Annotated in this window: 25 protein-coding genes and 1 other RNA gene; 9 read left to right on the forward strand and 17 right to left on the reverse strand. The window is 63.6% G+C overall.

The features are described from left to right. Positions 1 to 87 precede the first annotated feature (87 nt). Positions 88 to 1,059 carry an NAD(+) diphosphatase gene (nudC, locus tag PVW27_RS00805; protein WP_274554611.1) on the reverse strand — a complete coding sequence of 324 codons (972 nt, stop codon included), beginning with the start codon at positions 1,057 to 1,059 and terminating at the stop codon, positions 88 to 90. Between the two features lie 234 nt (positions 1,060 to 1,293). Between nudC and PVW27_RS00810 the strand changes: the two genes are divergently transcribed. The 3 genes from PVW27_RS00810 (at position 1,294) to rsgA (ending at position 4,589) form a co-directional block, all read left to right on the forward strand. Continuing rightward, positions 1,294 to 3,219 (forward strand): bifunctional 2',3'-cyclic-nucleotide 2'-phosphodiesterase/3'-nucleotidase, encoded by a 1,926-nt coding sequence (locus PVW27_RS00810; protein WP_274554612.1) that lies wholly within the window; start codon positions 1,294 to 1,296, stop codon positions 3,217 to 3,219. Between the two features lie 73 nt (positions 3,220 to 3,292). Next, positions 3,293 to 3,389: signal recognition particle sRNA small type (gene ffs / locus PVW27_RS00815), an RNA gene on the forward strand. Positions 3,390 to 3,488: 99 nt separating this feature from the next. After that, positions 3,489 to 4,589 (forward strand): ribosome small subunit-dependent GTPase A, encoded by a 1,101-nt coding sequence (gene rsgA / locus PVW27_RS00820; protein ID WP_274554613.1) that lies wholly within the window; start codon positions 3,489 to 3,491, stop codon positions 4,587 to 4,589. Here the strand turns inward: rsgA and PVW27_RS00825 are convergent. Beyond that, entirely contained in the window at positions 4,586 to 5,086 is a 501-nt protein-coding gene (locus PVW27_RS00825) for a phosphatase domain-containing protein (protein ID WP_274554614.1), read from the reverse strand. The two genes, rsgA and PVW27_RS00825, sit on opposite strands and share 4 nt — an antisense overlap. Position 5,087: 1 nt before the next feature. Beyond that, positions 5,088 to 5,930: a KPN_02809 family neutral zinc metallopeptidase gene (gene ypfJ, locus PVW27_RS00830; RefSeq protein ID WP_274554615.1), complete on the reverse strand. Its 843-nt coding sequence runs from the start codon at positions 5,928 to 5,930 to the stop codon at positions 5,088 to 5,090. A gap of 155 nt (positions 5,931 to 6,085) precedes the next feature. On the opposite strand from ypfJ, the gene PVW27_RS00835 reads away from it, so the two are divergent. From PVW27_RS00835 to recR, 3 genes are all read left to right on the forward strand, one after another. Then, positions 6,086 to 7,840: a DNA polymerase III subunit gamma/tau gene (locus tag PVW27_RS00835; protein ID WP_274554616.1), complete on the forward strand. Its 1,755-nt coding sequence runs from the start codon at positions 6,086 to 6,088 to the stop codon at positions 7,838 to 7,840. Between the two features lie 39 nt (positions 7,841 to 7,879). Beyond that, positions 7,880 to 8,224, forward strand: coding sequence for a YbaB/EbfC family nucleoid-associated protein (locus PVW27_RS00840; protein ID WP_274554617.1), 345 nt, complete (start codon positions 7,880 to 7,882; stop codon positions 8,222 to 8,224). 76 nt (positions 8,225 to 8,300) lie between these two features. Then, complete coding sequence (gene recR, locus PVW27_RS00845; RefSeq protein WP_274554618.1) at positions 8,301 to 8,894, forward strand: recombination mediator RecR; 594 nt, start codon at positions 8,301 to 8,303, stop codon at positions 8,892 to 8,894. A gap of 99 nt (positions 8,895 to 8,993) precedes the next feature. On the opposite strand, the gene PVW27_RS00850 is transcribed toward recR, so the two are convergent. The 3 genes from PVW27_RS00850 to PVW27_RS00860 all read right to left on the reverse strand — a co-directional run bounded on the left by PVW27_RS00850 (position 8,994) and on the right by PVW27_RS00860 (position 12,432). Further along, positions 8,994 to 10,166: a type III PLP-dependent enzyme gene (locus tag PVW27_RS00850; RefSeq protein ID WP_274554619.1), complete on the reverse strand. Its 1,173-nt coding sequence runs from the start codon at positions 10,164 to 10,166 to the stop codon at positions 8,994 to 8,996. Positions 10,167 to 10,392: 226 nt separating this feature from the next. Next, positions 10,393 to 11,538, reverse strand: coding sequence for an FAD-dependent oxidoreductase (locus PVW27_RS00855; RefSeq protein ID WP_274554620.1), 1,146 nt, complete (start codon positions 11,536 to 11,538; stop codon positions 10,393 to 10,395). 132 nt (positions 11,539 to 11,670) lie between these two features. Further along, on the reverse strand, positions 11,671 to 12,432 hold the full coding sequence (locus PVW27_RS00860) for a DUF1013 domain-containing protein (protein WP_274554621.1): 762 nt from the start codon (positions 12,430 to 12,432) through the stop codon (positions 11,671 to 11,673). A gap of 167 nt (positions 12,433 to 12,599) precedes the next feature. On the opposite strand from PVW27_RS00860, the gene PVW27_RS00865 reads away from it, so the two are divergent. Further along, complete coding sequence (locus tag PVW27_RS00865) at positions 12,600 to 13,283, forward strand: ribonuclease T2 (protein WP_274554622.1); 684 nt, start codon at positions 12,600 to 12,602, stop codon at positions 13,281 to 13,283. Positions 13,284 to 13,289: 6 nt separating this feature from the next. Here the strand turns inward: PVW27_RS00865 and PVW27_RS00870 are convergent, their stop codons facing one another. The 4 genes from PVW27_RS00870 to PVW27_RS00885 form a co-directional block, all read right to left on the reverse strand. Beyond that, entirely contained in the window at positions 13,290 to 13,610 is a 321-nt protein-coding gene (locus tag PVW27_RS00870; RefSeq protein WP_274554623.1) for an H-NS histone family protein, read from the reverse strand. A gap of 337 nt (positions 13,611 to 13,947) precedes the next feature. After that, a complete protein-coding gene (locus PVW27_RS00875) occupies positions 13,948 to 14,931 on the reverse strand; it encodes a quinone oxidoreductase family protein (protein WP_274554624.1) in 984 nt (327 codons plus the stop codon). Between the two features lie 45 nt (positions 14,932 to 14,976). Beyond that, on the reverse strand, positions 14,977 to 15,960 hold the full coding sequence (locus PVW27_RS00880) for an NAD(P)H-quinone oxidoreductase (RefSeq protein WP_274554625.1): 984 nt from the start codon (positions 15,958 to 15,960) through the stop codon (positions 14,977 to 14,979). A 30-nt stretch (positions 15,961 to 15,990) separates the two neighbouring features. After that, positions 15,991 to 16,683, reverse strand: coding sequence for a COQ9 family protein (locus tag PVW27_RS00885; protein ID WP_274554626.1), 693 nt, complete (start codon positions 16,681 to 16,683; stop codon positions 15,991 to 15,993). Positions 16,684 to 16,816: 133 nt separating this feature from the next. Between PVW27_RS00885 and rpsU the strand changes: the two genes are divergently transcribed. Then, on the forward strand, positions 16,817 to 17,023 hold the full coding sequence (gene rpsU, locus PVW27_RS00890; protein ID WP_082896406.1) for a 30S ribosomal protein S21: 207 nt from the start codon (positions 16,817 to 16,819) through the stop codon (positions 17,021 to 17,023). 176 nt (positions 17,024 to 17,199) lie between these two features. Here the strand turns inward: rpsU and PVW27_RS00895 are convergent, their stop codons facing one another. From PVW27_RS00895 to PVW27_RS00905, 3 genes are read right to left on the reverse strand one after another with little or no spacing between them, the layout of a single operon-like run. Next, positions 17,200 to 17,757: a flavodoxin family protein gene (locus PVW27_RS00895; protein WP_274554627.1), complete on the reverse strand. Its 558-nt coding sequence runs from the start codon at positions 17,755 to 17,757 to the stop codon at positions 17,200 to 17,202. After that, positions 17,757 to 19,343: a GMC family oxidoreductase gene (locus tag PVW27_RS00900; RefSeq protein ID WP_274554628.1), complete on the reverse strand. Its 1,587-nt coding sequence runs from the start codon at positions 19,341 to 19,343 to the stop codon at positions 17,757 to 17,759. Before PVW27_RS00900 ends, PVW27_RS00895 begins: the two co-directional genes overlap by 1 nt. Before the next feature lie 29 nt (positions 19,344 to 19,372). Then, the gene (locus PVW27_RS00905) at positions 19,373 to 19,831 is read right to left on the reverse strand and encodes an Lrp/AsnC family transcriptional regulator (RefSeq protein WP_274554629.1); all 459 of its coding nucleotides are present in this window, start codon (positions 19,829 to 19,831) and stop codon (positions 19,373 to 19,375) included. Positions 19,832 to 19,974: 143 nt separating this feature from the next. Here PVW27_RS00905 and ald point away from each other — a divergent pair, with 143 nt between their 5' ends. Beyond that, a complete protein-coding gene (gene ald, locus PVW27_RS00910) occupies positions 19,975 to 21,090 on the forward strand; it encodes an alanine dehydrogenase (protein ID WP_274554630.1) in 1,116 nt (371 codons plus the stop codon). A gap of 42 nt (positions 21,091 to 21,132) precedes the next feature. Here the strand turns inward: ald and PVW27_RS00915 are convergent, their stop codons facing one another. The 4 genes from PVW27_RS00915 to PVW27_RS00925 form a co-directional block, all read right to left on the reverse strand. Continuing rightward, complete coding sequence (locus PVW27_RS00915; protein ID WP_274554631.1) at positions 21,133 to 22,182, reverse strand: permease; 1,050 nt, start codon at positions 22,180 to 22,182, stop codon at positions 21,133 to 21,135. A gap of 41 nt (positions 22,183 to 22,223) precedes the next feature. After that, on the reverse strand, positions 22,224 to 22,541 hold the full coding sequence (locus tag PVW27_RS00920; RefSeq protein ID WP_274554632.1) for an ArsR/SmtB family transcription factor: 318 nt from the start codon (positions 22,539 to 22,541) through the stop codon (positions 22,224 to 22,226). A gap of 86 nt (positions 22,542 to 22,627) precedes the next feature. Next, entirely contained in the window at positions 22,628 to 23,575 is a 948-nt protein-coding gene (locus PVW27_RS21590) for an HNH endonuclease (RefSeq protein ID WP_432762063.1), read from the reverse strand. A gap of 94 nt (positions 23,576 to 23,669) precedes the next feature. Then, positions 23,670 to 26,777: an efflux RND transporter permease subunit gene (locus PVW27_RS00925; RefSeq protein WP_274554633.1), complete on the reverse strand. Its 3,108-nt coding sequence runs from the start codon at positions 26,775 to 26,777 to the stop codon at positions 23,670 to 23,672. Position 26,778 lies beyond the last annotated feature (1 nt).

The following is a 26,778-nucleotide window of genomic DNA, read 5'->3' on the forward strand; positions in this document are numbered from 1 at the left end:
CCTGGCGCAACGGGGTGGAAGGACAACGGACCGGACGTTGATCCGGATCGCGCATAGCGGACACAGGGGCCAGTGCGCAAGCCCATGTCAATCAAGCCTGTCCGCAAGCCAATGGCTGATGATGAAATGGGCGATCGCCCCTTTGCGTGCCGGCAGCAATTTGGGATGACGCCCGGCAAAAGCCTCCAGCATCTCGTCACGACTGACCCAGATCGCATCCTCGATCTCAACCGGATCAATGGTGATGTCGCGACTCGTCGCCTCGCCACGGCAACCCAGCATCAGGGATGACGGAAAGGGCCAGGGCTGGCTGGCCAGATAGTCCACCTGCCCCACGCGGACACCCGCTTCTTCCCAGACTTCACGGCGCACGGCGGCCTCGATCGTCTCGCCGGGTTCGATGAAACCTGCAAGCAGGGAATACATCCCCTCGGGCCAGCCATGCGAGCGTCCCATCAGAACCGAATTCCCATGGGTTATCAGCATGATGACAACAGGGTCTGTGCGCGGAAAATGATGCGCGCCACAGGCAGCGCAATCGCGTTGCCAGCCCGCTTTGGCCACGTGGCTGCGCCCCCCGCAGACAGCGCAGAACCCATGCGTGGCATGCCAGTTCAAAAGCGCGCGGGCGCTGGCCGCCAGTTCGGCATCGCGCGGGCTGATCCGTGTCATCACGGTGCGCAGTTCGGCGAAACGGTGCGTCTCGGGCAAGGCGGGATGGACCTGCTCGCTGCGATCGACAAAGCTGTTGACGGATGACAGGTCCTGATCGGCAGGTGTCCAGTCGGCCAGATCATGCGCAAAGACCGCCGCACCATCCTCGCGCCCCAGAAAAAACGGGTCGGGCGCGGCCTCGGCCAGCACCGGGTGAGACAATGGCAGTCGCGCCAATGTCCGGCCTTCGGGGCCATCAGCCAGCAGCGGCTTGCCACGCCAGAACAGGACAGTGCGGCTGTCAGCCGCCGCCAATGCACTGGTCAGTGCTGCGGCATCGCCTCGCAACTCGGCCGCCCTGTCCAGACCAGAGCCTCCGAAAGTCACCGTTTCCGCTATTTTCATTCTGCCTTGCGCCTCTGAACCCGTCTTGCCGCGTTTTTCTGCGCAAGATTGGCATTGCAGCAAGGGGAATGCAAAGCATCCGCACCGCTTTCAATCATTTTCGCTTTCCGGTAGTAAATTGATCCCGTATACTACCAGACGGAACGCGCCACGCCCTCGCGCGATCCGTTGATCTTTGGTCGCAGGTCCGGCACCGGCGTCGTTTTTGTGTGGTAGCACGTGTCTTTTTCCCCGGTGACCGGACTGCCCCGGTCAGGACCTTCGTTTGCGCCCCTGGATCTGCGCCTGATGCAGACCACGGACCTTCACGCACATCTGCTGGCTTATGACTATCTGTCGGACCGCGAGTCCGACAGGATGGGGCTGTCCCGTCTGGCCAGCCTGATCCGCGCCGCCCGGAAGGAGGCAGCAAACAGCCTGCTGCTGGACACGGGCGATCTGTTGCAGGGGAATGCTCTTGGCGATCTCTGTGCAATGCCACGCATGGCAACACGGGACCGGGTGCATCCGATGATCGCGGCCATGAACCACCTGCGCTATGATGCGGGAACGCCCGGCAATCACGATTTCGACCATGGCGTCGCATTCCTGATGCGCAGCCTTGGGCAAGCCGCGTTTCCCATGCTCTGTGCCAATGTCGCCCGCAGCCTTGGCCCCACACCCTGCGAGGATGAGACACTATTGCCACCCTCGGCGATCCTGACCCGCAGGGTGCAGGATCGGGACGGTGTATGGCATGATCTGAGAATAGGGATGATCGGCCTTCTGCCGCCGCAGATCGAGATCTGGGACAGGCCCCAATTTGAGGGCTGCCTGCAAACCCGCGACATGGTGCAGACCGCCAGGGCGCACCTGCCTCGGCTGCGCGAGGCGGGCGCGGATCTGGTCGTGATCCTGTGCCATTCCGGGATCGCGCCCGAAGGTGGCACCGGGCGGTTGGAAAATGCCGCCCTCGCGTTGGCGGCGCTTCCGGGTGTCGATGCGATCCTCTGCGGGCATCAGCATGAAAGCTTTCCGGGCCCATCCTTTGCCGGAATCACTGGCGTGGACAACGCGGCGGGCACGCTGCATGGCACCCCGGCGGTGATGGCGGGGTTCTGGGGCTCGCATCTTGGGCTGATCGACCTGACCCTTGAACGCGATGCCACAGGGTGGCATGTGGCGCGCCATCGCGTCAGCCTGCGCCCAATCTGCCGGCAGGACATGGCGGGCGGACGCAGGCGCGCGCTGGTGGCGGATGATCCCGCCGTTCTTGCGCTGGCCCGCGCCGTTCATTCCCGGACCCTGGCCCATATCCGCCGCCCGCTCGGCCATGTCAGCAAGCCTGTCCATTCCTTCTTTGCTTTGGTGGCCGACGACCCCTCGATCCAATTGGTTGCCGAAGCGCAGCGGGCACGGGTGGCAGAGCTTCTGCATGGAACCGAAAGCGCGCATTTGCCCCTGCTGTCCGCCGTCGCCCCGTTCAAGGCTGGCGGTCCCGCAGGCCCAGACCATTTCACCGATGTGCCGGCAGGTCCTCTGCGCGTGCGCAATCTGGCCGATCTATACCTCTTTCCGAACCGCCTGTGCGCGGTGCAGGTCACCGGGGCGGCGCTGTCGGACTGGCTGGAACACGCGGCGGGGCAGTTCAACCAGATCTTGCATGGCGGACAGGACCAGATGTTGCGGGATCCGGCTGTGCCCAGCTACAATTTCGATGTGATCTGCGGATTGCGCTATGTCATCGACCCCTCGCAACCCGCCCGCTTTGCCCCTGACGGGCGATTGATCAACCCGGACGCGCGGCGGGTGGGTGACATCACCTGGAACGGCAACCCGGTGGCGGCGGATGACCAGTTCGTCGTGGCGACCAACAGCTATCGCGCCAGCGGTGGTGGTGGTTTTGCCGCTGCCGTCGAGATGCACTCCGTCGCGCTGGATGCTGGCAGCCCCTATGCGCCCGAGACCATCCCCGAAGTGCTGGCCAACTATGTCGCCCGTTGTGGCGTGGTCATCCCCGTCACACGACCCGTCTGGCGGTTTGCGCCATCGCCCGGCACCTCTGTCCTGTTCGACAGCGCCCCGGCCGCCGCTGATACGCTTCATGAATTGAACGGGATCTGCATCGAACGGGCCGGCACGGCGCCAGACGGCTTTGCCCGGTTCCGACTGCATTTCTGACCCGGATCAGGTCAGGTGTCGCAGATCAAGCACCGTCTTGCATATCCGGCCCCTGCCCCCTATATGAAGCGTCGAGAGGTTGGCGCGGGCAGGCACCTCGCCAACCCGGTCAGGTCCGGAAGGAAGCAGCCGTAACGAGCCCCGCTTGGGTCGTTGTCCAGCCTCTCACCTTACCCCCCTTTCAACGACACTGTGCCGCGCCCCTTGCGTGCGCGACCGAAACGGGCCAAGCATCATGGCTGACCCGGAACCTTGCCTGAAAGGCGCAGATGCACGACGAACCCCTCTTGCCAGACCCGACCGGCGCCGCGCTGACGCTGTCGGATCTGGGCTGGTCCGCATATTTCGCGGATCAATGCGAGGATGCGGCGGCCTTGTTGCCGATGCGGATCATCTCGGTCCAGCGCGCAATGGCGACCGGGCTTGATCCGGATGGCGAACACCCCTTGGGGTTCCCTCCGGAATTGCGGGCGGGCGGACTGGCCGTTGGGGACTGGGTGCTGGTCGATCCCGACACGGGCCGGATCGCAAAGGTGCTGGAACGTTTGTCTGTTCTCAGCCGCCGCGCCGCAGGGGTTGAGGCCAAGCCGCAGCTTCTGGCGGCAAATGTCGATACGCTCTTCATCACAACCTCCTGCAATGCAGATTTCAACCCGGCGCGGCTTGAGAGGTATCTTGTGCTGGCCCTTGATGCCGGTGTGGCCCCCGTGATCGTGCTGACCAAGACGGACCAGACCGAAGATGCCCAGCGCTATGTCGATCAGGCCCGCGCCCTGTCAGACAAGCTGGACGGCGTGATCGCCCTGAATGCCAAGGACCCTTCGCAGATCACGCTGCTGTCCGCATGGTGCGGCACGGGTCGCACCGTGGCCTTTGTCGGATCATCAGGTGTCGGCAAATCCACGTTGATCAATGCCCTGACCGGCAGCGTGCAGGCCACCGCCGACATGCGGCAGGACGATGCCAAGGGCCGCCACACCACCACGGCGCGCTCGCTGCACCTGATCGCGGGCGGTGGGCTGGTCATCGACATGCCGGGAATGCGCGAGCTGGGACTGCATGACGTGGCTGGCGGCATCGCCGAGCTGTTCGAGGATATCACCCTTCTCACAACGCAATGCAAATTCCGCGACTGCAAGCACATGGCCGAGCCAGGCTGCGCGGTGCAGGCTGCGGTCGCCGCAGGCACCGTGGACCCTGCGCGGCTGGATCGCTGGCGGAAACTGACATCCGAGGATGCGCTCAACACGACCTCTATGACCGTCAGCCGCCGCCGCGCGCGTGCCCTGACCCGCGCCCACAAAGCCGAACAAGACGCGAACCGCAACGCCAAAGCTCCCAAGCCCGGCAAGGGGCCCCGCAAGGGCTAGGAGCGGGCTTTCGTCCGCCGCCGCAACGCCCAATCCATCTGGGCCTCGGTCTCGATCGCGCAGGGGCGCAAGGCCCGCAGGCGTTTCAGGGCCGGTCCCGCCGCCTCTCCCGCCTCGATCATCAGGCGCAGGGCGATCATGCCGGACCGCCCGCAACCTCCCTTGCAATGCACCAGCACCCGGCCGCCGCCGGACAGCGCTTTCAACGCCATGGCGCTGACCTCGCGCCAGCGGGCATCGGTCTCGCGATCGGGTATGCCGAAATCCGCGATCGGCAGATGCACCCAGCGCGCGCCGCGTTCCTGCATGTCCTGACCCAGTCGCTCCGATCCGGTTTCGATCAATTCGATCCGCGTGGTCAGGCTGATCAACAACGCAGGCTGCCATTCGCGCAGATGCGCAAGGTCCGCAGCATAGTCGCCACGCCCGCCCGGCATGGGAGCGATGGCAAGAATGCCACCAGCCACGGGCAGTGCATGGATGACCAGCGACGACATGTCAGAGCGTCCTTGCCCCAAAGGTGTCACAGCGCCCGATCTCGCCGCTGTCATAACCGATGGTGAACCAGCGCGCGCGCTGTTCACTGGTGCCATGGGTGAATGTATGGGGCTGCGGCACGCGCCCTGCCCGCTTTTGCAGCAGATCATCCCCGATCATCCGCGCAGCATTCAACGCCTCTTCCAGATCACCGGGCTCCAGAAGACCGTCTACCGCCCGCGCCCAGACACCCGACAGGCAATCCGCCTGAAGCTCCAACCGCACGGTCAGGGCATTGCCCTCGGCCGTGCTGGCCGCCTGCCGGGCGCGATGCACCTCTCCCAGAATGCCAAGCTCGTTCTGGATGTGATGCGCCACTTCATGAGCGATGACATAGGCGGCCGCGAAATCACCCTTGGCCCCCAATTCGCGCGACAGCGTGGCGAAGAATTCCGTATCAAGATAGGCTTTGCGATCCGCCGGACAGTAGAACGGTCCCGTCGCCCCTGACGCTCCGCCGCAGGGGCTTTGCGTCACACCGGAATACAGCACCAGCACCGGCGGAACATAATCCACCCCTGCTTGCGCGGGCATGACCTGATCCCAGACGGCCTCGGTCGTGGCCAGAACGCGGGCCGTGAAGTCGGCGGCATGATTCTCGGCCTCGGTGGGCGTGCGCTGGGTGATCTGACCGCGCGGGTCCTGATCCTGCAACAGGGGCGTCACGTCGATCCCTGCGAAATACCCGATGGCCAGCACCACAAGCAGGCCTACGCCGCTCAGGCCCGCCTTTCCGCCGACGCGCCGCGCCTGACCGCGCCGGTCCTCGATATTGCGGCTGCGCCGCACGTCCTTGAGCCGCATCGTCGATCCCCCCCGGAACCCAGCATGACCAGACCAGACTACACCAAAGACGGTAGCGGAAAAGCCCGGATTCACCTTGCCTCTTGTGCGGCCACGTCTGGACGCGGGCGGGCCGATTGCCTAGGTTGAGGTCTGACCCCTGAACCCGAGGCCCCATGACCCAGACACAAGCCACCGGCTACCGCGTTCTGGCCCGGAAATACCGGCCCGAAACCTTTGCCGATCTGGTCGGTCAGGATGCCATGGTGCGCACCCTTCGCAATGCCTTTGCCGCCGACCGTATCGCGCAGGCCTTCATCATGACCGGCATCAGGGGCACCGGAAAGACCACAACCGCGCGGATCATCGCCAAGGGAATGAACTGCATCGGTGTGGACGGAACAGGTGGGCCTACCACAGATCCCTGTGGCCAGTGCGAACATTGCGTAGCGATCATGGAAGGCCGCCACGTCGATGTGATGGAAATGGACGCCGCCTCCCGCACCGGCGTGGGCGACATCCGCGAGATCATCGAAAGCGTGCATTACCGCGCCGCCTCGGCCCGCTACAAGATCTACATCATCGACGAGGTGCACATGCTCTCGACCAGCGCGTTCAACGCGCTGCTCAAGACGCTGGAAGAGCCGCCCGCGCATGTGAAGTTCATCTTCGCCACGACCGAAATCCGCAAGGTGCCGGTCACCGTCCTGTCCCGCTGCCAGCGATTCGACCTGCGCCGGATCGAACCCGAGGTGATGATCGCCCTGCTGCGCAAGATCGCCGGGGCCGAGGGCGCACAGATCAGCGATGACGCGCTGGCCCTGATCACGCGCGCCGCCGAAGGCTCGGCCCGCGATGCCACGTCGCTGCTGGATCAGGCAATCTCCCATGGCGCGGGCGAAACGACCGCCGATCAGGTGCGCGCGATGCTGGGGCTGGCGGATCGTGGCCGGGTGCTGGATCTGTTCGACATGATCATGCGCGGCGATGCGGGCGGCGCATTGGCCGAACTGGGCGCGCAATATGCCGACGGGGCGGATCCGATGGCGGTCCTGCGCGATCTGGCCGAGGTGACGCACTGGATTTCCGTGGTCAAGATCACCCCGGATGCCGCCGAGGACCCGACCGTGGGCCCGGACGAGCGTGCGCGCGGGCAGACGATGGCCGAAGGCTTGCCCCTGCGGGCGCTGGCGCGGATGTGGCAGATGCTGCTCAAGGCACTGGACGAGGTGGCGCAGGCCCCCAACGCCATGATGGCCGCCGAGATGGCCGTGATCCGCCTGACCCATGTCGCCGACCTGCCCACGCCCGAAGAACTGGTGCGCAAACTGCCCGACCTGCCTCCACCCTCTCCGGGCGGTGGCCCCGGCGGTGGCATGGTCGCAGGCGGAATGGATAGCGGCGCGTCGGCCATGACGCGGGGGGGCAGCGTTCCCTCGGGAAATGGTGGCGGCAGCACGGTGCAGGCTGTGGCATTGGACGCCGATCAGGCGCTGGCGCGCTTTCCGACCTTTGACCATGTGGTCGATCTGATCCGCGCCAATCGCGATGTGAAATTGCTGGTCGAGGTGGAAACCGGCGTCCAGTTGGCGGCCTACCGCCCCGGTCGCATCGAATTCGTCCCCGCCGAAGGGGCCGCCTCTGATCTGGCGCAGCGGCTGGGCCAGCGGCTGCAACTCTGGACCGGCAACCGCTGGGCGGTCAGCCTTGTGAACGAAGGCGGTGCCCCCTCCATCGCTGCCGCGCGCGACGCGACCGAGGCCAACCTTAAGGCCGAAGTGGAGGCGCATCCGATGATGCAGGCAGTGCTCAGCGCCTTTCCCAAGGCCCGGATCACTGAAATCCGCACACCCGACAAACTGGCCGCCGCCGCACAGACCGAGGCCCTGCCCGAGGTCGAGGATGAATGGGACCCGTTCGAGGATGACTGAACGCTCCGCAACCACAACGCACAAAAAAGGAATGACACGATGCTCAAGGGACTAGGCGGGCTTGGCGACATGGCCAAGATGATGAAAGCCGCGCAGGACATGCAGCAGAAGATGGCGCAACTGCAGGAAGAGATGCAGCAGATGACCGTCACCGGCGAATCCGGCGCCGGGCTGGTCAAGGCCACCTGCACCGTGAAGGGCGAATTGAAGGGGCTGGACATCGACCCGTCGATCTTCAACCCGGATGAAAAGGAAGTCGTCGAGGACCTGATCCTTGCCGCGATCAAGGATGCGCAAGGCAAGGCGTCCGAGAAAGCGCAGGCCAAGATGGGCAAACTGACCGAAGGTCTGGGACTGCCCAAGGACATGAAGCTGCCCTTCTGACCTGCTCAGAACCCGGCCCTGTCATCGTTCTGCTCTCACTCATTCCACTCTCCAGCCCCGGACCGGACAACCGCACATGAGCGCCACGCGCGAGATCGAGGCCCTGATCGACATGATGGCAAGGCTGCCGGGCCTCGGCCCGCGCTCGGCACGGCGGGCGGTGCTCCACATGATCCGCAAGCGAAGCCTGTTGATGACACCGCTGGCCGACCTGATGCAGAAGGTGGCCGCCAGTGCGCGCGAATGTCTGAACTGCGGCAATATCGGAACGGGCGATATCTGCGACATCTGCGCCTCGGAGAAGCGCGCGAATGGCATGATCTGCGTGGTCGAGGATGTGGCCGACCTTTGGGCGCTGGAACGCTCTGGTGTGTTCAAGGGACGGTATCATGTTCTGGGCGGCACACTCTCGGCGCTGGATCAGATCGGCCCGGAACAGCTGCGCATCCCGCGCCTGATCGACCGGGTCGAAAGCGAAGGCGTGACCGAAGTCATCCTGGCCCTGAACGCTACCGTGGATGGCCAGACCACCGCCCATTATATCGCCGATCAGCTTGAAGACCGGGTCGCGCTCACCTCTTTGGCGCAGGGCGTCCCGATCGGGGGCGAGTTGGATTATCTGGACGATGGCACCATCACGGCAGCCCTGAACGCGCGGCGGAAGGTTTGACCCGACCCAAGCGACCCGCTGCGTGGCACAGGCTGTGCAATGGATATTTACAGCAAGAAGAAGCAGGCGCGCGGACTTGCAGCGCGCGCCTGCAGGCTGTCAGATCTCGACCACGTCCAGCGGCGGAAAGCCATTGAAGCAGACCGAGGAATAGGTCGATGTATATGCCCCGCAGTTGCGGATGATGAAGCGATCCCCCGCGCGCAAACCGACCGGCAACTGCACCGGGCGCTTTTCGTAAAGCACGTCGGCGCTGTCGCAGGACGGACCGGCCAGAATGCAGGCGCCTGTTTCCTCATGGTCCCGGTCAGTGATGAACTGATAGCGGATCGCCTCGTCCATGGTTTCGGCCAGACCCGAGAACTTGCCGATATCCAGGTAAACCCAACGACAGATGTCATCCTCCGACTTGCGCGAAACCAGCAGCACCTCGGCGGCGATCATCCCGGCTTCGGCCACCATGCCACGGCCGGGTTCGGCCATGACGCGGGCGGCACCGTCGAACCGCGCCTCGACCATCTCCATCACGCGGGCGGCATAGATGGAGGGCGCCTCGATCTCTTCGCCATAGAAGGCGGGAAAGCCGCCACCGATGTTCAGCAGGTCCAGATCGAACCCGGCCGCGCGGGCCGTGGCCCATGCGGCGGCGACATGATCCAGCGTGCTTGTCCACATCTCGGCGCGACGGGTCTGGCTGCCGACATGGAAGGACAGACCCACAGGCCGCAAGCCCAATGCGGTGGCGCGCGTCATCAGCGGCACGACCATTTCCGGCGCGCAGCCGAACTTGCGGCTAAGCGGCCAGTCAGCCTCGGTCGAGCCGACGAGCAATCGGATATAGACCTGCGCACCAGGGGCGTGCAGGGCCAGTTTTTCCAGCTCTTCTTCTGCGTCAGCGGCAAAGATGGTGATCCCGGCGGCATGGGCAAAGGCGATGTCCGCAGCGCGTTTCACGGTATTGCCGAACGAGATCGTCTCGGGCCGGGCCCCAAGGCTCAGGCAGAGTTCGATCTCGCCGCGCGAGGCTGCGTCGAAATGGCAGCCTTCCGCGATGAGCGTCGACAGGATGCCCCGCGCCGGGTTCGCCTTGACGGCATAATGGATGTCGGCCCGGCCCAGACCGGCCTTGAGCGCGCGATACTGATCCGCCACGATCTGCGTATCCAGAACCAGCGTGGGGCGGTCGAAGGATGTCTGGCGGATATAGGACTCGATGCGATGGGATGCGCGGACGGCATCGCCACCCAGATGGGGGTTCACGTAGGCGTTCATGGTCATCTCCAATAGGACCCGGGCCATCGGCCCGACCAGTTCAAAAAGGAGACGTTACCGTCGCTACGTAAACACATGAGGGCTTTCGGTCCCTCGGCCAGAGGCGCGTGCGTTGGCGTCTATGGTCGCGCACTTAAGTCCAGTTCCGTTCTGGCGCAAGATGTTTTCAGGAACCCCTCGAAAAAATACCTCACGCGCCTCTGTCGCGGGTCGGCGGGCCTGTTCATCACGTGGGCACCGCCGCCTCTTTCGCCCAGGCCGGCAGGTTGCGCCCCAGCGCCAGTTCGGCCCCCAGACGACCCAGTTCGTCACTGCATTTGGCACCCCGGCCACAGCCCCCGACAGCGACGGAAAGGCGCGGGCTGAGCCGGTCCAGCGCGGGGATGTTCTGCGGGGTGAAGGTGGTCACGCAGGGCTGCACATGCGCGGATTGCACCACAAGTCCCGGCATCCTTGCCTTCACCTGCGCCTCAAGCATCCGGCCCACAGCGGCATTGCCGCCCCCGCGGAACCAATCCTGAATATCTTGCGTGTCACGCAAGACCACATCCACCACATCGCCCCCCATCTTGAGGTAAGTACGGCCGTCAGGATAGCGGATCGGCGGCAACAGGTATGGATCATTGCCATCCGGCTCCAGCCAGATCAGCGAGGGCATCGCGGCAAGACGCGCGGTTTCAGCCGCGTCAATCTCCAACAGCACAACCGTGCGCGCATAGACAACCAGCGGCAGAGGCTGGGGCAGGATCATGTTGGCAAAGCCACCCGCCGCCACCAGCACCTGACTGGCCAGCACATCACCCTGATCGGTTCGGATACGAAGGCCTGTCGCTGTCTCGTCCAGTCCCAGAACGGTATCGGGCAGACGTCGCGCCCCCGCGCGTTCGGCGATCCTGATCTGGGCCCGGACCAGCGCACGCGGGTTGATATGCCCCGCCCCTTGCCCCTCGAACAGTGCCAGCGTGCCCGGATCGAACTGGAAGAAGGGAAAGCGTCGCGCCAACTCGTCGCCTTGCAGCCTGTCGCAAGGCAGGGCCTGATCCTGCTGCACCTGACAGAGGCGGCGGATATAGGGGCTGTCCTCATCCCCGGCCATGACCGTGCCTGTCTCATGGAAAAAACGGATGCCGCTGTCAGCCTCGATCTGGCGATAGCGGGCGATACTGGCGCGACTGGCCCTGCTCCAGAATGGCCAGGGGTCCAGCGCACGGGTGATCCTGCCTTCATCGTAATGACTGCCGAAGACGCCGTGATGCGTGGATTTATCCTGCGGTTCGGGCGGACCGATCAGCACAACCTCATGTCCGTCCTGCGTCAGATGGCGGGCGGCGGCGGCCCCGATCATCCCTGCGCCGATCACGGCTATGACCATTCTGCCCTCCTGCTCAGATGTTCGGCCCAGACTGCCCAAGGCGGCGTCTGCTGCCAAGCCGGAACCCACTCATCCGCATGAAAAAGCCCGGGCAGAAGGCCCGGGCTTGAACGATCGGCTAACGTCAGTGGATCAGCGGCGGCTGCCCTGATCCTCGTCATCTTCGTCATCGTCGGAATCGGGCAGGTTGAAGAAGCTGTCCGCGTCATACTTCGTCTCGGGCTTCTCGTCCTCGTCGTCTTCGCGCAGGGTAAAGCTTTCCAGCCCTTCGATGGCGGTGGGCAGACGGGGCGCGTCATCCATGCCCAGCGACTGCTCGGTGCTCACCAGCTTGCGACGCTCGTCATCGCTCATCACCACGCCCTCGGCGGCACGCTTGGCGGCGGCTTTCTGCACGGCGGCATCCAGTTCGGACTGCTTGCACAGCCCCAGGGCCACGGGGTCGATCGGCGAGATGTTCCCGATGTTCCAGTGGGTCCGCTCACGAATCGCCTGAATGGTCGGCTTGGTTGTGCCCACCAGCTTGCCGATCTGACCGTCGGTCAGTTCGGGATGGAACTTTACCAGCCAGTAGATCGCGGCAGGGCGGTCCTGACGCTTGCTGAGCGGGGTGTAGCGCGGGCCGCGACGGGTTTCCTCGCCCACCGCGGCGGGGTTGAACTTGAGCTTCAGCTTGTGCAGCGGATTGGCCTGCCCCTTGTCGATCTCGTCCTGGGTCAGCTGATTGTTGGCAATGGGATCAAACCCCTTGACGCCCGTGGCCACATCACCATCGGCAATGCCCTGAACCTCAAGCTCGTGCATGCCGGTGAAGTCGGCGATCTGCTTGAAGGACAGCGTGGTGTTGTCCACCAGCCAGACAGCGGTTGCCCTGGCCATGATCGGTTTGGTCATGTCATCATCTCCTTGACCCGAAAACCTCCCCTTGCGACAAATCTTTCCCGCCGCCTGAAAAGGCTGCCCCGGTCGGGGCGGGTTACCGTTGTCGGGGAACTTGACGGCTATATAGTAGAGAAGCCGCGCCAAGAAAAGCCCGAATGAATCGGGCGGCCCCAGCCCTGATGACCCACCCCGCCGCCGGAGAGCCGATGACCGTCCTCTTTCGCCTGATCCTTGCCCTACTGATCATTCCCGCAAGCCTGACATCCGCGCCCCTGCGCGCCGACGGCGAAAGACCCGGAGAGTTCGACTATTACGTCATGGCGCTGAGTTGGTCGCCCAACTGGTGTGCGCTGGAGGGAGACGCGCGCCGCTCTCCGCAATGTCGCGCGGATAGCGGGCATGGCTGGATGCTGCACGGCCTGTGGCCGCAATATCATCGCGGCTGGCCCAGCTTTTGCCGCACGACCGAGCCGCAGCCCACCCCGGCCATGACCGCAGCGATGGCCGATATCATGGGCACGCCGGGCCTCGCTTGGCATCAGTGGCGCAAGCATGGGGTCTGCAGCGGGCTGTCGGCGCGGGCCTATTTCGATCTGTCGCGACGGGCCTATGACAGCATCACGCGGCCGGACGTGTTCAGACAGCTTGAACGCCCCGTCCGCCTGCCTGCCAGCCTGATCGAAGAGGCGTTTCTGCGCGACAATCCCGGTCTAGAGCCGGACATGCTGACCATCACCTGCCGCGAAGGCCGGATTCAGGAGGCGCGTCTGTGCCTGTCCAAAGACCTGAACCCGGTGCCGTGCGGGCGCGATGTTGTCCGTGACTGCACGCTGCGGGACGCGTTGTTCGACCCGCTGCGCTAGGTCACATCAGACCAGCAGATCGTCGGGCGATACGCCCGAAGTCACGGCGGTCTTGAACCATGCAGGCTGACGGCCCTTGCCGGTCCATGTGATGCTGGCATCATCCGGATGACGGTATTTCGGGGCGGCGGGCTTGCGCTTTGTTTTGCCCTGCGGCGCGCCGGTCAATTCCGAAAGGGAAAAGCCCATTTCCTTGGCTTTCGCTTCCAGAGCGGCCAGTGCTTGAAGTTTCTGACGCTCTTCAAATCCTTCAATGGCTTTCGCCACTTTCTTCTGCAGAGCTTTCAGGTCGGCCAGAGACATTTCTTCGAGGTCGATATGTGCCATCAGGGATAGATCCATTCATTACACCAAAAAACAGGGTTTTCGCAAAAGCGATGCTGCCTCACTTCGGCAGCACTCTGTATGGGCCGGACCATACTCGCCAGTTTAGATAAGGCAAAACGAAATTATCGAATACCGAAAGAATTGCCAAAAGTTATCGCTAATTCGTCATCAATTTCCATTCTTATTCCCGAATTCATGATCGTTATGGATGAATTGCTGACATATCGCGCAATCATAGTGCGATCTTTCATGCGCTCACCCTGACCGAATCACAGAGTAGCTCATGAAAAAAGGGAGGCCCGGCGGCCTCCCTTCCCGTTGCTTCAATTGACGGAGATCAGGGTCGCAGGATCGTGCTGCCCGTTGTTTCCCGCGCTTCAAGCGCTCTGTGGGCGGCAGCGACCTCGGCCAGCGGGAAATGCTGGTCGATGCGGATCGCAACATCGCCGGACTGGACTTTTTCGAACAGATGCGCGGCCATCGCCTGACAGGTGGCGTGATCGGAAATATGCGTGAAAATCGTCGGACGCGTCAGTTTCAATGATCCCTTCGCACCAAGGATACCCAAATCAAAGGGCGGCACTTTCCCCGAAGCGTTGCCAAAGGAAATCATCATTCCCAGCGGGCGCAAACTGTTCAGCGACCCCTCGAATGTATCCTTTCCGACAGCATCCATGACCGCATCGACACCTTTTCCATCGGTCAATTCGCGGACTTTCGCCGCAAAATCACCCTCGCGGTAATTCAGGCAATGACTTGCACCGTGATCCAGCGCCAGTTGACATTTTTCATCCGTCCCCGCGGTGCCGATCAGCGTGATCCCCTCAGAACGGGCCCATTGGCAGGCAATCAGCCCGACCCCACCCGCAGCCGCTTGAAACAGAACAGTATCACCGCGTTTCAACGGAACCGTGCGGTGGAACAGGTATTCCACCGTCATGCCTTTCAGCATCATGGCGGCGCCCTGCTCGAAGGAAATCCCCTCGGGCAGCGGGCAGACTTGTGCGGCAGGCATCACCCGCGCCTCGGCATAACTGCCCGGCGGCTGTGAGGTATAGGCCGCGCGGTCACCGACCTTGAGATGGGTCACACCCTCTCCCACTGCCTCGATCACACCGGCGGCTTCCATCCCCAAAGCATGGGGCAGCGGCAGCGGATAAAGTCCCGTGCGCTGGTAGACGTCGATGAAATTCAGTCCACAGGCATGGTGGCGGATACGCACCTGCCCCGGCCCCGGCTCGCCGACCTCGCGGTCCACCAGCTTCATCTTTTCCGGGCCACCGAATTCCTCGATCACCACTGTCTTGGCCATGGTCGTCATATGGGTTCCTCTTCCCTTGGTCTTTGTCTTCACTGTCCGGTCAGGTCACGCGACCTTGAGGACGATCTTTCCGATATGCGCGCCTTTTTCCATCCGGTCATGCGCGGCGGCGGCGTCGTCCAGCGCGAACTCGCTGTCCATCACCGGGGCAACGCGCCCCGCAGTCAGCAGGGGCCAGACTTCGGCGCGCAGATCATCTGCAATACGGGCCTTGGCCAGGTCGCTTTGCGGCCGCAGCGTGCTGCCGGTCATGGTCAGGCGACGACGCATCAGATCACTGAAATTCACTTCGACCTTGGCACCTTGCAGAAAGGCGATCTGCACCAGACGTCCATCATCGGCCAGCGCCCGGAAATTGCGTGGAATATAAAGGCCGCCGACCATATCAAGGATCAGGTCCGCCCCACCTTCGCCCCGCATCACCTCGACGAAGTCTTCCTCACGGTAGATGATGGCACGCTCGGCCCCCAGATCGGCGCAGGCGCGGGCCTTGTCGTTGGACCCGACCGTCACGAAAACACGCGCGCCAAACGCGCGGGCCAACTGGATCGCCGTGGTGCCGATTCCGCTTGATCCGCCATGGATCAGAAACCGCTCACCGGCGCGCAGGCCGCCCCTTTGAAACACATTGGACCAGACGGTGAAGAACGTCTCGGGCAGGCAGGCTGCCTGTTTCAGGTCCATCCCTTTCGGCACAGGCAGGCAATGCGCGGCGGGTGTCGCCACATATTCGGCATAACCGCCGCCGGGCAGCAGGGCGCAGACCTGATCGCCCACCGACAGATCGCTGACACCGGCCCCCAAAGCCACGACCTCGCCCGCGCCCTCAAGTCCCGGCAGATCGCTGGCGGTGGGCGGCGGCGCGTAAAGACCCGCGCGTTGCAGGGCATCGGGCCGGTTCACCCCGGCATAGGCCAGTTTCAGCACGACCTGTCCGGGGCCGGGCTCCGGGACCGGGCGGGTGCAGGGGCGCAGCACTTCGGGTCCGCCGGGTTCGGAAATCTCGACGGCGCGCATGGTCTGGGTCATTGTCTGTCCTTCATCTTCTGTGTCTGCTCCTCAGCCCCGGCCATCCCATCGGCCCGGCCAACCACCCTCGGGCGCAGTTTTGCCGGGGGCGCGGATTTTGCCAAGCACGGCCATCGGCGCGGACAGCAGGCTGCTGAGCGCCTTGTTGTCACGCACGCTCGCCTTGAACTTCTCGATCCGCATCACGTCGTCGATCCGACGGTCCAGAAAGGCCCATGTGGCCTGATGATCCAGCGAATCATCTCCCAACCAGAACAGGACCGTGGCCCCATAGACGCCCGAGAGGGTCGCGCGCTTGGTGTACCAGTTGATATCATCGGAGGTGTCACCGAGTGCGGTCCAGATCTGGTCGCAGGTGTTCCATATGGCCCGCGCGCCGTCGGGGGCATAGACCGGCAGGGAAAACAGCGTGGTTCCCCGGCGCACCAGTTCCTTGTCCTCTGCCGCTTCCAGCCGGTAGCGGACCGCCAGCGCCACGCGGTCGCGAAACCGCAAGGCCGACAGGTCCGTGGCGGCCAGTCGCGCCAGCATTTGCGCGTCGCCGCGCTGATGATAGGCCAGCGCCAGATCCACCGCGCCGCGTGGGCAGGCCGCCCGCGCCACTGTGCGGTCGAGGCCCGCATCGCGGATCGCGGCGGCGAAGGTCGCTTCGGACCAGCCGTCGAAGGGCACATGGATCAGGGCTGCGTCCAGCAGCCGGTCTTTCACATCTGTGTCGGTCATCCGGGGTTCCTTCTTGTCCGTCATGCCCGCTGCGGCGCACCGGGCTTACCCTAGACAAGTAGGGCACGCTTTGCTATACGGCCACCTCCTGCAAATTCTTGCAACTCAAACTTAGAAAGGTGGTGAAAACCACATGCAGGTTAGTGTTCGTGACAACAATGTCGATCAGGCCCTTCGGGCTCTGAAGAAAAAGCTGCAGCGTGAAGGCGTGTTCCGCGAAATGAAGCTCAAGCAGCATTTCGAGAAACCCTCCGTCAAAAAAGCGCGCGAGAAAGCCGAAGCTGTTCGCCGTGCCCGGAAACTGGCGCGTAAGAAAGCCCAGCGCGAAGGCGGGCTTTAAGCCTCCTTCTCTCAACAGCCTGAACGCTAGAAGATGACGACCCCCGTGCCCTGTGCCCGGGGGTTTGTTTTTGTCCGGGGCCATGGTGTCCCACCGTGGGACATTTTGCGGATCAAGCGATATCAAAGGGTTACGCGGCCGCGTTTACCGAATTTCAACCTTCGTGACGGCTATGTTCACACCTGCCAGCGCCGCACCAGACGGGCGATGCGCAGGCCGAAGCGGTGGGCGGTTTCCAGATCGCCCGCTTCCACCATCAGCGCCTTGTCGCGCGAGGATGTGGCCCCCAGACCCAGCCAGACGCCGCTGGCGTTGATGCCGGGGTTGTCCTTGTTCGCAGGCGCGCCGATCTGGTCCTGACCGATCCAGACCATGCCATGCTGCGCGGCGAAGATGCTGAGTTGCATCAGCGTGTTCAGCTTGTCGCCGCCGGGAAAGGTGGCGACGGTGAAGCCTGCGGCGAGTTTATCGGCCCAGCCCTGCGCCGCCCAGATTTCGCCGCTGGCATCCATGAAGGTTTTGAACCCGGCGGAGGCGCTGCCCATATAGGTGGGCGCGCCCATGACGATGGCATCGGCGGCATCGAGGGCGTGCCAGTCGGTCTCGTCCATCGTGTTGACGTTGATCAGTCGCGCGTCACAGCCGCCCTCGCCCAGCGCGGCCGCGATCACTTCGGCCAGACGCAGCGTATGGCCGCGCCCGGAGTCGTAGGGGATCGCCACATTTCCCGCCATCAGCGTGCCTCCGCAAGGATCATGTCGGCGGCTTTTTCCGCGATCATGATGGTGGGTGAGTTGGTGTTGCCCGAGGTGATGAGCGGCATCACGCTGGCATCGACGACCCGCAGACCGGCCACACCGCGCAGACGCAACTGACCGTCGAGGGGCGCGGCGTCATCGGTGCCCATCCGCACGGTGCCGACGGGATGGAAGATCGTGGTGCCGATATCGCCTGCGGCCTGCGCCAGTTCCGCATCGGTTTGGGCGGTGAGGCCGGGTTTCATTTCTTCGGGCGCATATTTCGCCATGGGCGATTGCGCCATGATCTGCCGCGCCTGCCGGATCGCGTCCACGGCGACACGGCGGTCACCTTCGGTGCTGAGGTAATTGGGCGCGATGCGCGGCGCGTCGCGCGGATCATTGCTGGTGATTTCCACCGTGCCGCGGCTTTCGGGGCGCAGGTTGCAGACTGACGCGGTCATGGCGGGGAAGTCGTGCAGGGGCTGGCCGAATGCCTCGAGCGTCAGGGGTTGGACGTGATATTCCAGATCGGCGGTGGCCAGATCCGGGCGCGAACGGGAGAAGGCCCCCAACTGGCTGGGTGCCATCGACATCGGCCCCGAACGGCGCAGCACATATTCCAGCCCGATCATCGCCTTGCCCCAGAGGGAGTTCGCCGTGGTGTTCAGGGTCTTGGCCCCTTTCAGCTTCCACGCGCAGCGCAGTTGCAGATGATCCTGAAGGTTCGCGCCGATGCCGGGCATATCGCGGATCACGTTGATCCCATGGCGCGCCAGCAGATCGGCGGGCCCCAGCCCCGAGAGTTGCAGCACCTGCACCGATCCGATGCTGCCTGCGGAGAGGATCACCTCGGCCCCAGCGCGGGCGGTCTTGACCTGCCCTCCTTGCAGGTATTCGACGCCGACCGCGCGACCATCCTCGATCAGCACGCGGCGGGTTTGTGCGTGGGTTTCGACCTGCAAGCCCTGCCCTGTGCGGGTCCGCAGAAAGGCGCGGGCCGTGTTCATCCGCCAGCCTTTGCGCTGATTGACGCGGAAATAGCCGACGCCTTCGTTGTCGCCGGTGTTGAAATCGGTGGTTTCGGGCAGGCCCGCGGCCACGGCGGCGGCTTTCCAGTCGTCCAGCACGTCCCAATGGAGGCGCTGGTTATCCACCCGCCATTCGCCGCCCGCGCCGTGCATGTCGGAGGGGCCATCCACGAAATCCTCGGACTTCTTGAAATAGGGCAGGACATCATCCCAGCCCCAGCCCGTCAGGCCCATTTGCCGCCAGCCGTCATAATCGGCGGCTTGACCGCGCAGATACAGCATCCCGTTGATCGAGGAGCAGCCCCCCAGCACCTTGCCGCGCGGATAGATCAGGGAGCGCCCGTTCAGGCCCGGTTCATTGGCAGTGCGATACATCCAGTCGGTGCGCGGATTGCCGATGCAGTAGAGATATCCCATCGGGATATGCACCCAGTGATAGGTGTCGGTGCCGCCCGCTTCGAGCAGGAGGACACGGTGCCCGGCGTCGGTCAACCGTTTGGCAAGGACGCAACCCGCGCTGCCCGCCCCCACGATGATGTAATCCCAGCTCATTGCGGCGTTTCTCCTTGGTCGCGGTCGGATCAGACCGGGATCGCGGTGGTTTTGAACACGGTGCGCAGGGCGAAGCTGCTTTGCATCTGGGCGACACCGGGCAGGCGCGAGAGGTGCTGTCGGTGGATGCGGGCGAAATCCTCGGTATCCTCGGCCACGATCTTGAGGATGTAATCGGCGGTGCCTGCCATCAGGTGACATTCCAGCACATCAGGGATGCGCGAGACGGCCTTTTCAAAGGCGTCGAGCAGTTCATCCGCCTGGCCGGACAGCGTGATCTCGACAAAGACCAGCGTGGGCAGACCCATCTTGCGCAGGTCGAGCAGAGCAACGTAGCTACTGATATAGCCCTCTTCCTCAAGCCGCTGGACGCGGCGGTGGCAGGCGGAGGCGGAGAGGTTCACTTCCTCGGAGAGGTCCGCGTTCGAGATGCGGCCCCGGCGTTGCAGCACCGCAAGAATACGTCGATCCGTCGGGTCAAGCGCCATGAAACGCAGATTCCTTCGATGAATGGGCCAGTTGATCGAAGGATATCCGCAAATCGGCCTGAAATGCGACCCCGAAATCAAGGGATTTGCGTGTGTTTCGCGCGATGATGGGGAAAACAAAACCAACAAGGGAGAGGACCACCATGAAAATCGGATGCCCGAAGGAAATCAAACCGCAGGAATTCCGCGTGGGCATGACGCCCAATGCGGCGATGGAGGCTGTGGCGCATGGCCATCAAGTCATGATCGAGACCGGCGCGGGTGTGGGCGCGGGCTTTGCCGATGCGGATTACGTCGCGGCGGGGGCTGTGATCATCGGCACGGCGGCGGAGGTGTTCGCGCAGGCGGACATGATCGTGAAGGTCAAGGAACCGCAGGCCGGGGAGCGCAAGATGCTGCGCCCGGGGCAGGTGTTGTTCACCTATCTGCATCTGGCGCCGGACCCGGAGCAGACGCGGGATCTGCTGGCCTCGGGCTGCACGGCGATTGCCTATGAGACGGTGACGGACCGGGCGGGCGGGTTGCCGCTCTTGGCGCCGATGTCGGAGGTGGCGGGGCGGTTGGCGCCGCAGGTCGGGGCATGGACCTTGCAGAAGGCCAATGGCGGGCGTGGGGTTCTGATGGGCGGCGTGCCCGGCGTGGGACCCGCGAAGGTGCTGGTGATCGGGGGCGGCGTCGTGGGGACGCATGCGGCCAAGATCGCGGCGGGGATGGGCGCGGATGTGACGGTGCTGGACCGGTCGCTGCCGCGCTTGCGTTATCTGGATGATGTGTTCGGGGGGCAGTTCAAGACGGGCTATTCCTCGGCCGGGTTGCTGGCGGAGTTGCTGCCGCAGGCGGATATGGTCGTGGGGGCGGTGCTGATCCCCGGGGCGGCGGCGCCCAAGCTGATCACACGGGCGCAGTTGGGGGTGATGAAGCCCGGTGCCGTGCTGGTGGATGTGGCGATCGATCAGGGCGGATGTTTCGAGACATCGCGCGCCACGACGCATCAGGACCCGATCTATGAGGTGGACGGGATCATGCATTACTGCGTGGCGAATATGCCGGGTGCCGTGGCGCGGACATCGACGCTGGCCCTGGGGAATGCGACGATGCCCTTCATGCTGGCCTTGGCGGACAAGGGGTGGAAGCGGGCTTGCGCCGAGGATGCGCATCTGTTGGCCGGGTTGAACGTGCATGCGGGGCAGTTGACCTATGCCGCGGTGGGCGAGGCGTTGGGGATGGCGACGGTCGATCCGCGGTCCTTGGTGGCGTGATCTGCGGGGGCGCGGCGGGGGGAACCTGCCGCGCCCTTTTGGTCAGGCCAGCGTCCAGAGGTGGAAGAGGATGCCGGACAGGAACGCGCCGGTCAGGGATAGCGCGAGGTAGAGCGCGAAGACCGGCGGGCGGACCAGCGCCCAGACGGCGATGGCGGCGGGCAGCGATGTGACGCCGCCGGCCACGAGGAAGGCCAGACCCGCGCCGGGGGCCATGCCCTGGGCGACCAGACCACCGACCAGAGGCAAGGCGGCGTAGCCGTTGAGGTAGGCGGGCACACCCACAAGCGTACCGATGGCGATGGGGGCGATACCCGTCCCGCCCAGCACGGAGGTGACGGTTTCCGCGGGGATGAAGGCCAGCATCAGGCTTTCCAGCAGGAAGGCCAGCAGCAGCCATTTGGTCAGGAACAGGGTCACATTCAGCGCCTCGCGCCCGAATTTGCCGCGCCGCGCCGGATCATCCCAGAAGCGCCAGACGACGGGCTTGGGGGCGCGGACGCGCGCGCCGCCGCAGCCGCCGTTGCCGATGCCGTCGCGCAAGGGCGTGACGAGGCCGCTTGCGCTGGTGATCCAATGCACCACGGCGCCGCCCATCAGGCCCAAGCCGATGGCCGCCAATGTCTTGGCCAGTGCGAATTCAACGCCCAGCACGCCAGCGGTCAGCACGAACATCGAGGGGTCCATGACCGGCGAGGCCAGCCAGAAGGCCATGACCGCCGAGAGGGGCACGCCCATGGCCAGAAGTGCGGCGATCAACGGGATCACACCACAGGAGCAGAAGGGCGAGACGGCCCCGGCCAGTGCGGCCATGACGATCATCAGCGCGGGCGCGCCGGTGAAGGCCCGCGCGATCAGGTTGTCGGCCCCGGTCGCGCCCGCCCATGCGGCGATGCCGATGGACAGAAGCAGGAAAGGCGCGGTTTTCAGAAGGGCCGCCGCCGCGAACTGCGCTGATTCCCGCGCCTGCGCTGCATCCGTCACGGCCAGCACGGCAAGGATCAGGATTGATGCCAGCCAGACCCGGTGCCTGGTCCAGACCACACGCGCCAGAGCTGCCGGGTGGCGGGGGTCGAGGGTTACGTCAGTCATGTCTAAATCCCTAATTTTATGGTTATATAGGGCCGGAAAAATCAGGCCACCTTGCATGTCTTGGACAGGGTCACGCCGCTGCAACACTCGGCGGTCAGGAAATCGACGGTCCGGTGCATTACATCGTAATCGACCCGGTTGATCACCGTGCGGCCCTGTTTCTCCTGCGTCACAAGCCCGGCATCCACCAGCGTCGAGAGGTGATGCGCCAAGGTCGAGGGCGCGATGTCCAGATGGTCGATCACCTCCCCGATGCTCAAGCCCCCCTGCCCCGCCTTGACCAGAAGGCGGTAGATCGCGAGGCGCACATCATGACCCAGAGCGGCCAGAGCGCGGGATATGGGGCTTGCGGTTGTCATGAGAAGATAAAAAACTATAAAACTGGTTTTGTCAATATTTTTTGCTGACATGGAGTGTTGGTCGGCCATGCGGGGCTCCAAGAAAATTAATAGTCATACCAAACTTCATATTCTCGAGAGGTAGCCGCTGAACGCGCACCCTTTCCTAGGTTGCATCCTGAGCAAGTCAATTGGAGGTTCGTTATGCAGTTCATTCCTCCAAGTGCTAATGGAAGGATATGGTCGTAATGGATCTGTGACTGCTGACTGAACAGTTTGGTGAGGTTAGTCTGACAGAGTACGCATCGACCCTTGTCCCTATGAAACACGGCACTCTTTGCCCATGTTGGGATTGGCGCCCTTAACAGATAACCAGCTTTGTTGAATGCGTATGGTACGAACGTCGGAGCAGCGTTCAGGACGTAGTCGCTTACCATATGCCCAAAAGCCGACATAGTCCCGCGATTCGAGAACAAAACGTGAAAGACCTGCTTTGATACTGTATCACATACTTCAGCGACTAGGTCTTCTTGCTGGAGAGCGTCCAGATACTCGTAACCGTCGTACTGGTCAAAGTCAGAAGGGTTAACTGATGAGTAGCTGATGCTGTTTGATCGGAGCAGGTAATCTATCCAGTATTTGCCTGGACTGCCTCCGGATCTCTCGACGTCATCAAAAATCACGCTTGAAATGAGTGACTCTACAAACACATGAAAACTGGTCCATTTTGGATACTTTTGGACAAGAAGAGATGATGACATATCACCGAATATGTCTTCAACATTCCGCACATATGCACCAGGGTCCCGCGTGACGCCGTCAACCATCTGGCAGATGTAGTAGAGATCGGTGGTAGACACTAACTGGAGCTGTGAAACCAAGAAATTAACACCCCCGCCTCGAGCTATAACTGGCAAATAACAGAACACAGACATTTGCAAACCAAAAGTTGCAAACTGGAGTTTGTTGGTGCCCTCGCTATCACCAGTTAAACCCTCTGCGCTTCCTCCAATTCGCGGGTCAGCGGGCGTAGGGTGCGTGCTTGCACGCACCATTGCCCTCGGTATCAATTCACGGTGCGTGAAAGCACGCACCGTTTATTTGCGGCGGAGGGGGAATGGTGCGTGCAAGCACGCACCCTACGGCGGATCACACCCGCTGCGCCTCTTCCAATTCGCGGGTGAGGCGGCGTTCTTCCTCGGCCTTGGGGGCGCTGAACCGTGCCAGCAGAAGATAGGCCACGGGGGTGAGGTAGAGGGTGGAGAGCGTGGCCAGACCCAAGCCGCCGACGATGACCCAGCCCAGCGCTTCGCGTGCTTCGGCCCCTGCGCCGGAGGACAGGATCAGCGGCACCCCGCCCAGCACGGTAGAGGTCATGGTCATCATCACGGGGCGCAGGCGGATGGTCGAGGCGTCGAAGATGGCCTGTTTCACATCCGCGCCCTTGTCGCGTAACTGATTGGCGAATTCGACGATCAGAATCCCGTTCTTGGCCATGATGCCGATCAGCATCACAAGCCCGATCTGGCTGTAGACGTTCAGGCTCATCCCGCTGAGCAGGAGGGCGAAGATCGCGCAGGCCAGCCCCAAGGGCACGGTGGCCATGACGACCACGGCGGAGACGAAGCTTTCGAATTGCGCGGCCAGCACCAGGAGGACCACGAGGATCGCGAAACCGAAGGTCACGAACAGGCCGGAGGATGTCTGATCAAGTGCTGCCGCTTCGGCCAGAGGCACGATCGTATTGTCGGGGGCAAGGATGCCGTCGGACAGGCGTTGCACCTCGGCCATGGCGTCGCCGAGGGACATGTCGGGGGTCAGACCCGCGGTGATCTCGACCGACCGCGCCTTGCCTTCGCGTTTCAGTTCGGGGGCGACGGCCCGTTCTTCGAGTTGCACGAAGCTGGACATCGGCACCATTTTGCCGTCGGAGGCCTGCACGAAGATGTTTTCCAGATCGGTCGGGTCGTTGACCGGGTTCGAGCTGGAGAGCATCTGCACGTCATAGGAGGTGTCGTCGATGAAGACCGAGCCGACGCTGCGCCCGTCCAGAACCGCGCGCAACGCCTCGCCCAGACCGGTGATGTTGATCCCCAGATCCGATGCGCGGGTCCGGTCGATTTCTACGAACAGCTGCGGCAGCGTGGTTTCATATTCCAGACGGACCTGCCCCATCGCCGGGTTCTGCTGCATCGCGACCACCAGATCATCGGCGACCTGGGACAATTGTTCGTAATTGGTGCCGGTGATCGCAAAGCTGAGTCCGCGCCCCGCCCCCCGGATGCGCAGGGAGTTGGGCTGGATCACGAAGGCCCTGACGCCGACGATACTGCCGAGGTTGCGGTTCACATCGCCCACGATCTCTTGCTGGCTGCGGCTGCGGTCATCCCAGTTTGCCAGGGTCATCACGACGAAGCCGCGGTTGGAGGCGCCAAAGCCGGTGATCGAGAAGATGTTGGTCATCTCGCCACTGTCGCGCAGCGGGGCCATGGCGGTTTCGATCTCTTGCAGCTTGGAGCTGGTGTAGTTGAGCGAGACACCCGTGGGCGCGGTGATCGACATGAGGATGACGGCGCGATCCTCGCGCGGGGTGAGTTCCTGACGGATGCCGCCGGAGACCATCACGGCGGTGACGGCGAAGAGGCCGGCGACGAGGACCACCACCATGGGCGCGCCCAGTGCCCAGCGCAGGGTGCTGGCGTAGATATTCGCCAGCCCGTTGCCGAGGCTGACCATCGGTCCCTTTTGCGGGGTGGCGCTTTCGGCGCGGGTCAGCAGGCGGCTGGCCAGAACGGGCGCGAGTGTGAGCGCGACGACCGAGGAGAGCATGACGGCCATGGCGAGGGTGAAGCCGAATTCGCGGAAGAGCCCGCCTGCCTGACCGGGCAGGAAGGAGAGCGGGATGAACACGGCGGCGAGTGTGGCGGTGGTGGTGACGACGGCGAAGAACACCTGCTGCGTGCCCAGAACGGCGGCGGCGCGGGGGCCCATCCCCTCGGACCGGCGGCGGACGATGTTTTCCAGCACGACGATGGCATCATCGACGACCATGCCGGTGGCCAGAACCAGTGCCAGTAGGGTGAGGATGTTCACCGAGAAGCCCACCAGATAGATCGCGGCCAAGGTGCCCACCAGTGCGACGGGCAGGGTCAGCGTCGGGATCAGGGTGGCGCGCCAGTCGCGCAGGAAGAGGAAGATGATCGCCACCACGATGGCGATGGCCAGACCCAGGGTGGTGATCACTTCCTTGATGGAGCCATTGATGAAGACCGCATCATCGGAGGTGACGAAGATCTTCACGTCCTCGGGCAGGATCCGTTGCAAGTCGTCGATCGCCTGATGCACGCCTTCGGAGATTTCGAGCGTGTTGCTGGTGGCGGCGCGGATGATGCCCATGCCGACGCCGCTTTCGCCATTGGCGCGCAGCACGGTTTCGTTCGGGGCGGGTCCCAGCGTCACGCGGGCCACGTCACCGATGGTGACATTGGGGCTGAGTTCGAGGTCTTCGAAGGCTTCGGGTGTGATCACCGTGGCGGTTGTCCGCACGTTGATGGATTGGCGGCTGCCTTCCAGATCGCCGGCGGGCACGTCAAAGGCCACGTCGCCAAGGGCGCGGGCCATGTCGGCGAGGGTCAGGCCGCGGCTGGCCAGTTCCAACTGGTCGATATCGACGCGAAAGATCGCCTCGCGGTCGCCATAGACTTGCAGGTCGGCCACGCCGGGGATCGAGATCAGGCGGTCTTCGACCTGATCGCGCACCAATTGGGTCAGATCCTGCGGGCTGCGCGTGTCCGAGGTGACGGCGATCCGCATCACCGCATCGGCATTGGCATCGGCCTTGACGATCTGCGGTTCGTCCGCGTCATCGGGCAGGTCATTGGCAATCCGCGAGACGGCATCGCGGGTGTCGTTGGCGGCCACGTCGAGATCGACGCCGTCGGTGAATTCCAGCGTCACACGGCTGCGTCCGTAGCGGGACTCGGACGAGATGGTGCGCACGCCCGACACGCGGCCCACGGCGCCTTCGATGCGGCCGGTCAGTTCCTGATCCACGGTTTCCGGCGAGGCCCCCGAGAAGTTGGTGGTCACGGTGACGACGGGGCGGTCCACATCGGGCAATTCGCGCACTTCGACGCCGAATAGCGCGGCCAGACCCGCAATCACGATCAGCGCGTTCAGCACGAAGGCCAGAATCGGGCGGCGCACGAAGACTGCTGTGCCGGCGGTTGTCGGTGCGGGGGTGGCGGGGTTCTTCATC

It is taken from the genome of Seohaeicola sp. 4SK31, from assembly GCF_028802875.1.
GTDB lineage: Bacteria > Pseudomonadota > Alphaproteobacteria > Rhodobacterales > Rhodobacteraceae > Seohaeicola.